Genomic DNA, 4,019 nt, shown 5'->3' on the forward strand with positions numbered 1-4,019 from the left:
GAGCGTAATGCTCACAACTTCCCCTTAGACTTAGCTAGTGGTGAACAGGCTCCTGTAGCTCTGACCGCTCCTGCTATCAATGGTTAATTCCTAGTCTGAACGAAAAGGCACTCCCGCAAGGGGGTGCCTTTTCGTTGTTAAATATTTTCTGGTACTTTAGTATTTCTAATCCTAGAGTGCCGAAAGAGCTATATAATCGACCGCCTGTGGGTATTTTAAGAACAGGGTCGGGGATGTGTTTGATGAGGATGCGATCGCAATGGTTAAACTAGAGGAACTGACTCGTGGCTCTATTGTTAACGGAATATTACCGAACCAAGCTGTCACCGTCATCGAGGCCAAGTGGCATGGCGGCGACGTGGTAGAACTGACCTACAAAGATACAAACGGACAACCCTACACAGAACTGCTCTTTCGAGACCGAGAGCCAACCCTAGAGATTCTCACCGAAGGAAGACCGTGGGGTTTCGATGGCGACGGAGCTTTGCTGCGCCTAGTTTCCGAAGCCCACCGCATCCGGTTAGCCTACCTGTTTGACCCGCTTCTAGCCGTCCATACCTCCCTAGTAGAACCACTCCCGCACCAAATCACTGCCGTTTACGGTGAGCTGCTCGATCGACAGCCCCTGCGCTTCCTCCTCGCTGATGACCCCGGCGCAGGGAAAACCATCATGGCAGGATTGTTAATTCGAGAACTCCTGATTCGAGGTGACTTAGCGCGATGCTTAATCGTTTGTCCTGGCAGCCTCGCAGTGCAGTGGCAAGATGAACTACATAACAAATTTCACCTTCCCTTCGATATCCTCACCAACGATCGCATCGAAACGGCCCGCACCGGCAACGCCTTCGCCGAAATGGGTCTGGTCATTGCCAGGCTTGATAAACTCAGCCGTAATGACGACCTCCAGAAGAAGCTCAGGCAGACTGATTGGGATCTGGTGATCTGCGATGAGGCCCACAAGATGTCCGCTTCGTTTTTCGGCGGGGAGATTAAGGAAACAAAGCGTTACAAATTGGGCAAACTCCTTTCTAGCATTACCCGCCACTTCCTGCTGATGACCGCTACTCCCCACAACGGCAAAGAAGAAGACTTTCAGTTATTCCTAGCCCTCCTCGATGGCGATCGCTTTGAGGGGCGATTCCGGGACGGAGTTCATGTTTCAGATACTTCCGACCTGATGCGTCGCATGGTCAAAGAAGAACTGCTTAAGTTTGACGGCAAGCCACTTTTCCCAGAAAGGCTCGCTCACACGGTCAGTTACCCCCTCTCCGACCAAGAAGCGATCCTCTACAGTCGAGTCACCGAGTATGTACGCGAAGAATTTGACCGAGCCGAAGCCCTGGCCAATAAAGGGCGCAAGGGAACAGTCGGTTTTGCCCTCACCATTTTGCAACGCCGCCTCGCCTCATCTCCAGAAGCCATCTATCAATCCTTGAAACGACGACGAGAACGGCTGCAAAAGCGACTCAGAGAAGAAGAACTGCTCAAGCGCGGCCAGTCGCTGGAGATAGAATTTGGCACAGTCCTTGACCAAGACGACATCGATGACGACTTTGATGATGCCGATAGCAGCGAGCGGGAGGCCACGGTCGAGGAGGTGGTCGATCAGGCTACAGCATCCCGTACCATTGCCGAACTACAGCTTGAAATCGCACTGCTTAAAAAGCTTGAAGACCTAGCCAATACCGTTCGACAGAGCGGAAAAGACCGTAAGTGGGAAGAGTTTTCCCATCTTCTTCAGGATGAAGCAGAGATGTTCGATGCGGGAGGATACCGCCGCAAAATAGTCGTCTTCACCGAACATAGAGACACCCTCAACTACCTGAGGGAGCGGATTGGTACACTCCTTGGCAACCCAGAAGCTGTTGTCACCATTCACGGTGGGATGGGGCGTGAAGACCGCAAAAAAGCCGAAGAAGGCTTCAAGCAAGACGTAGGAGTACAGGTACTTCTGGCCACCGATGCCGCCGGAGAGGGGATCAACCTGCAACGAGCGCATCTCATGGTCAATTATGATCTACCCTGGAACCCAAACCGCCTAGAACAGCGATTCGGTCGCATTCACCGGATTGGACAGACCGAGGTTTGTCATCTCTGGAATTTGGTGGCTCATGAAACCCGCGAGGGAGATGTCTATCGGACGCTCCTCGAAAAACTCGAAGCCGAACAAAAAGCTTTAGGCGGACGGGTGTTCGACGTATTAGGCAAAGCCATTGCGGGAAAAGAATTGCGCGAACTTCTCATCAAAGCCATCCGCTACGGCGATCGCCCAGATGTAAAAGCACGCTTAAACGAGGTCATCTCTGAAAAGCTCGATCAAGATAGGCTAAGAGAATTGCTGGAAGAACGCGCCCTAGTACGGGATTCGATCGATGTCTCCAAGGTGCGGCAGATTCGGGAGGAGATGGAGCGAGCCGAAGCCAGACGGTTACAGCCGCACTTCATTGCATCCTTTTTCCTGCAAGCCTTTCAGCACTTAGGTGGCACAGTGCGCCAGCGAGAGCCAAAGCGATACGAAATCACCAACGTCCCCGCCGTTATCCGTAACAGAGACCGCTCTTTAGGGATAGGAGAGCCAATTCTCAAACGCTATGAGCGCATCTGTTTTGATAAAGAACTGATTAGTGTTCCGGGTAAACCCGTTGCTACCTTTGTCTGTCCCGGCCATCCACTGTTAGATGCCACTATCGATCTTGTCTTGGAACGGCATCGGGAATTACTCAGACGGGGGGCTATCCTAGTCGATGACAGTGATCCAAGCGAGGAAATTCGGGTGCTGGTTTACTTAGAACACGCCATTCAAGACGCTCGGCTGAATCCCGATGGCAGACGGCGGGTGGTGTCGCGGCGAATGCAGTATGTGGAACTATTTGAACCACAGAGACACAGAGGACACGGAGAGAGGGATGCTGGGTATGCCCCTTATCTGGATTATCGTCCTTTGCCAGAGGAGGAGCGGGCGATCCTAGAGCCGATCCTTGATTCTCTCCCTATCGGTAATGAGATTGAGAGCCGGGCCAGCAATTATGCGATCGCTAATCTGGTGGCTCCTCACCTTCAGGAGGTACGGCAGCGCAAGGAAGAGTTAATTGAAAAGACCCTTATCGCAGTTAAAGACCGCCTGACCAAGGAGATCAACTACTGGGACCATCGGGCAGCCCAGTTGCGCCTACAGGAAGAAGCGGGGAAGACAAATGCCCGGATCAATTCCAACAAAGCCCAGACGCGGGCCGATGAACTACAAGAGCGGTTGCAAAAGCGCTTGTCTGAATTGGAGCAGGAGCGTCATTTATCCCCATCGCCGCCGGTGGTGGTGGGGGCGGCCATCATCTTACCGGGGGGACTGTTAGGGCGACTTTTAGGCAAGCCAATGTTTGCCCGGGAGACAAAGCGCGTCGAGCAGCTGGCGATGGCGGCAGTCATGGCAGCCGAAAAAGCTTTGGGGTATGAGCCGCAGGATGTGAGTGCCGAGAAGTGCGGCTATGACATTGAATCGCGCAGAACCGGAACTGGCCGCTTACGGTTTATTGAGGTAAAGGGTAGAGTAGAAGGAGCAGAGACGGTGACTGTCACCAAGAACGAGATACTTGCATCCTTTAACAAGCCAGAGGATTTTCTGCTGGCTTTGGTTTCGGTTTCTCCCTCAGAGGAGGTTCGGGTGAGATATGTGCGCCGGCCGTTTCAGAGAGAGCCGGATTTTGGGGCGTGTAGTGTTAATTATGATTGGGGAGAGTTATGGGACAGGGGAGAGGAGATATGATTGAACCACAAAGGCACGAAGGACACTAAGGGGATTAACCACAAAGGCACGAAGGACACTAAGGGAATTAACCACAAAGGCACGAAGGACACTAAGGGGATTAACCACAAAGGCACGAAGGACACTAAGGGGATTAACCACAAAGGCACGAAGGACACTAAGGGGATTAACCACAAAGGCACGAAGGACACTAAGGTTATGGATGAGAGGGCTAATGATTTATCTAAGGAGATTATTGGGGCAGCGATCGCTGTTCATC

1 protein-coding gene and 2 pseudogenes are annotated in these 4,019 nt (G+C 52.4%); all 3 read left to right on the forward strand.

Translation table 11 applies throughout. The features are described 5' to 3' along the window. Window positions 1-87, forward strand: a pseudogene (locus tag MiAbW_RS18750) (photosystem Q(B) 2 domain protein); the annotation flags it as partial. Between the two features lie 172 nt (window positions 88-259). Then, a complete protein-coding gene (locus MiAbW_RS18755) occupies window positions 260-3,760 on the forward strand; it encodes a helicase-related protein (RefSeq protein WP_151697312.1) in 3,501 nt (1,166 codons plus the stop codon). Beyond that, window positions 3,761-4,019, forward strand: a pseudogene (locus MiAbW_RS20315) (hypothetical protein); the annotation flags it as partial.

The sequence above is a fragment of the Microcystis aeruginosa NIES-4325 genome (assembly GCF_008974145.1).
Classification (GTDB): Bacteria; Cyanobacteriota; Cyanobacteriia; order Cyanobacteriales; family Microcystaceae; genus Microcystis; species Microcystis aeruginosa_G.